Here is a 3,747-nt window from a genome sequence, read left to right on the forward strand (position 1 = left end):
GCGCCGGCGCCGGTGCTGACCCCGTTCACCTACACCCAGCTTCTCTGGATGATCGTGGCCGGGCTGCTCGTCTTCGGCGACGCTCCCCCGGCCGCGACCCTGATCGGCGCCGCGCTGGTGGTCGCCTGCGGCGGCTGGCTGGCGTTGCGCGAGAGGGCGGGGGGCGGGGCGGGATTGTCGTAGGGGCTCGAGTCTGACGGTTGCCGGGCGCCAGTCGGGAGACGTCGCGACCGTCGCGCCAACTCCGCTCATCGAGTCTCACGTCGGGGACGGCTGTAGTCGCATTTTGCGGCCATTCGTCGAGGGCGTCACGGGTCAAATCGATTCGAATAATTGGTCTCGAGGAGCCGCCCTTTGAAACGGCCGTTTTTTCTCTTGCTGTCGCGTCCCAAGCGATGGGGGAGGACCGGGTCATCGTCCTGCGGATTTTGCGTCAGCGTTTGACGAACCGATCGACCGCAAATTGATGTTTCCGAGGAGAACGATCGCGCGGGCGCGACTATGGACGCATAGCTTGCGAAGTATTTCGCTGACGTGAGCTTTGACCGTCGTTTCACAAAGGCCCAGCTTGTACGCGATGATTTTGTTTGGCAGCCCATCCGCAATAAGTTCGAGCACGCCTCTCTGCCGCTCCGTTAGTGATTTCAGGCGTTCGACAACGTTCTGCGGTTCGCAGGGAGCCGTTTGGCAGCCGCCGGCCTTTGAGCAGTCCACAATGGGACCGGAAAGAGGCGCGGTCAAAGCCGAGATCATATTTCGCGCCGCCGCAAGGAAATCGATAACTTCGTCGTTCAGGGCTTCGCGCTGGCGGCGGCTCTGTGCGTTTTGCGTTTGCGCCAGGTTCGTTGGTCCGTCGGCGCGAACCGCGTCCATGAATTCGATCGTCGCAAGCGCGCTGGCGTAAATGGACTCGGTCGCGCGGGCCTGAAGGCGCCGACCTTCGACGGCAAACTGCACGTTATTGGCTTGGATAGACTGAGCTGCCTCGTCTATCGCCGCCTTCAGAAGCCCGTACGCCAGACGGGTTCGCGCAGAAATTTGCGCGGGTCCCGTCAAGCCGGTCTCGGATTCCGCGGTCGGCAGCGGCTGTGCTGACTGGAACGCCACCTCTGTTGGACCGGTCCTGCTTTTTTCGCAAGTGGCAGTCTCGAAGCCAACGTCTATCGGCAATAATCTTTGCGCGAGCTTGCCATAGCGCCCCGGCGCCGAGTCCATGATCTAACCTCCATTGCTGCGGATCGGGTTGCAGTCAGTCGCCTTTTTCAATGCAGCAACGCGAAGGGAGGACCTATAGAGCTTTGGCGCCGCGTCAAACGGTCGCGGAATGCAAACTCCGATGGCGTGAGTTCAGGTAGCTGGTTGGGCGGTCCGTTCGGCAACAACAATAACCATCCGAGAACTCACACATTGGCCTTCACGAGGGGAGGACAGCTTGAGGAACGGCAAAGAGCGTCTACCCCTGTAGTGCGAAGCGACAAACGTTTCGGTAGCAGCCGCCAATGTCAGAGCGGCCGTTTGTCCGCGTCCGATGCCGATCGCGAGGAACAGAGCCGAATTACCGCTTTCAGCCTCGGCCTGCATCGAAGCGATCTGGAGCGACCGGTTGACGTCGATTTGTGCCGTTGAGCTGGTCGCGACGAACTCCCGCTCCTGGTCGATTCCGCCCGTCGAGATCCGGACGCGCCGCATGCCCGAGGAGGTTTTGGCGATCCAGTTCAGCCGTCTCGACGAGGCGGCTGCCGGTGGCCCACATCGCCATGGGGGCCATGAACCTCAGGGCGGTCGACCGCGTGGTCAAAATTGTGCGGGAGCTGGACCGCTATCATGGGTTTTTCGCCGCCGAGCGGCGCCAGCCCGAACCATACCCCCGGACACAGTCCGGGGGCTCGATCCGCCTTCGGAAGGAACGATGGGCGTTCGGCGCGGCGCCTCCGCCAAAAACGCGCGCGAGTGCGCCGATTCGCGCGTCGGCGACCCGCGCGGGCCCCTCAAATATTGTCGATCTTCAGCACCGGCGCGGTCTCTGCTCGGATCCGGCGGCAGGCTTCCGCATCCTCGATGAGATTGACGCCGAAGGTGGGGATAATCTCCTTCAGCTTCGGCAGCCACGCGCTGTCGGTCAGCTGCTCGGGGAAACATTTTTTCAGGACTCCGAGCGCGATGAACGTCGCCGTCGAGGCGCCCGGCGAGGCGCCGAGCAGGGCGATGATTGAGCGGTCTTCCGAGGCGACGAGTTCGGTTCCGAATTCGAGCGCGCCTTCATGCGCCGCGTCCGGTTTGATGATCTGCACCCGCTCTCCGGCCACCGCGAGGCTCCACTCGTCCCGATCCGCTGTCGGATAGAAGTTCTGCAACACGGCGAACTGATGCCGTTTGCTCTGCAGCACCTGGCCGACAAGGTATTCGACCAGGTCCACGTTGTCCTTCGCAACGGCGAGCATAGGCAGGATGTTGCCGGGTTCGATCGAGCGGATGAGGTCGGTGAACGAGCCGTGCTTCAGGAACCGGGTGGTGAAACCGGCGTAGGGGCCGAACAGCAGCCACCTTTTCCCACCGATGATTCGCGTGTCGAGATGCGGTACGGACATCGGCGGAGACCCTTCCGCCGCCTTGCCGTAGACTTTGGCCTCGTGCCGATCGACCACCGCCGGGGTTTCGCATCTGAGCCAGATGCCGCTGACCGGGAACCCGCCATAACCGTGGCCCTCGGGAATGCCGCACTTTTGCAAAAGCTCCAGCGCGCCCCCGCCGGCGCCGATGAAAACGAACTTCGCCGAGACCTCTTTGACCGAATGGTCTGCGACGTCCTCCACCTCGACCAGCCATCGCCCGCCGTCGACCTGCTTCAGCGCCCGCACGTGATGCCGGAAGCCAAGGCTGACGCCGGGCTGTTTGGCGAGATGGCCGATCAGCAGGTGCGTGAGCGCCCCATAGTCGACGTCGGTCCCGGAAATGATGCGGGTTGCCGCGACCGGCTGGTCGGCTGGACGGCTTTCCATCAGGAGCGGCGCCCATTCCCCGATCTGAGCGTGGCTCTCGGAATATTCCATGCCGTGATAGCAGTGGCTGGCGGTCATGGCCTTGAAGCGCGCACGCAGGAAGGCGACGTTGGCGTCGCCCCAGACGAAACTCATATGCGGGCAGGGGTGAAGGAAATCCCTTGGGTCGGCGATAGCGCCTTTCTTGACGAGATAAGCCCAAAGCTGGCGGGAGAGGTCGAACTCCGTGTTGACCTCGAGCGCCTTGGAGATGTCGACGCTTCCGTCGGGACGTTGCGGCGTGTAGTTCAGCTCGCAATTGGCGGCGTGACCCGTCCCGGCGTTGTTCCACGACCCGGAACTCTCGAGCGCGCAGTCGGACAGGGTCTCGAAGATGGAGATCGAGAGCGACGGCTCCAGCTCCTTCAGGAACGTACCGAGCGTGGCGCTCATAATCCCGGCGCCAATCAAGACGACGTCCGTGGCGACTTCAGTCATCGAGGCTCTCCGGTCGACAGGTCAGGCGCCGGCGCCGGCGACGAAGGGAACTTTGGCGCCTGGCGCCAGGATCACATAAGCGCGTCGCCAGGGCTCGTCGTCGACGAGACGCCAGCTGTGGCCGCTGCCAGTGGTGTCCTCGGCAAGCAGCACGTCCCCGGGACGGAGAGTGAAACGATCGCCGTCCCGGGTTACGAATTCCAGCGTACCGCTGAGCGTCAGCACAAACTGGCGGACCGGCGCGTCATGCCACGCAAAGGCGCCGCCGGCC

3 protein-coding genes and 1 pseudogene are annotated in these 3,747 nt (G+C 63.3%); 1 reads left to right on the forward strand and 3 read right to left on the reverse strand.

Annotation, left to right across the window (positions count from 1 at the left end; translation table 11 throughout):
* Window positions 1-183, forward strand: a pseudogene (locus ACLP25_RS05265) (EamA/RhaT family transporter); the annotation flags it as partial.
* Window positions 184-411: 228 nt separating this feature from the next.
* On the opposite strand, the gene ACLP25_RS05270 reads toward ACLP25_RS05265, so the two are convergent.
* From ACLP25_RS05270 to ACLP25_RS05280, 3 genes are all read right to left on the reverse strand, one after another.
* Window positions 412-1,215, reverse strand: coding sequence for a helix-turn-helix transcriptional regulator (locus ACLP25_RS05270; RefSeq protein WP_442468176.1), 804 nt, complete (start codon window positions 1,213-1,215; stop codon window positions 412-414).
* 773 nt (window positions 1,216-1,988) lie between these two features.
* The gene (gene mqo, locus ACLP25_RS05275; RefSeq protein WP_442468177.1) at window positions 1,989-3,476 is read right to left on the reverse strand and encodes a malate dehydrogenase (quinone); all 1,488 of its coding nucleotides are present in this window, start codon (window positions 3,474-3,476) and stop codon (window positions 1,989-1,991) included.
* Window positions 3,477-3,497: 21 nt separating this feature from the next.
* Window positions 3,498-3,747: cupin domain-containing protein (locus tag ACLP25_RS05280; protein WP_442468178.1), on the reverse strand; the 250-nt coding region annotated here is incomplete at its 5' end.

The organism is Roseiarcus sp. (assembly GCF_052145395.1).
In the GTDB taxonomy this organism is placed as follows: domain Bacteria; phylum Pseudomonadota; class Alphaproteobacteria; order Rhizobiales; family Beijerinckiaceae; genus Roseiarcus.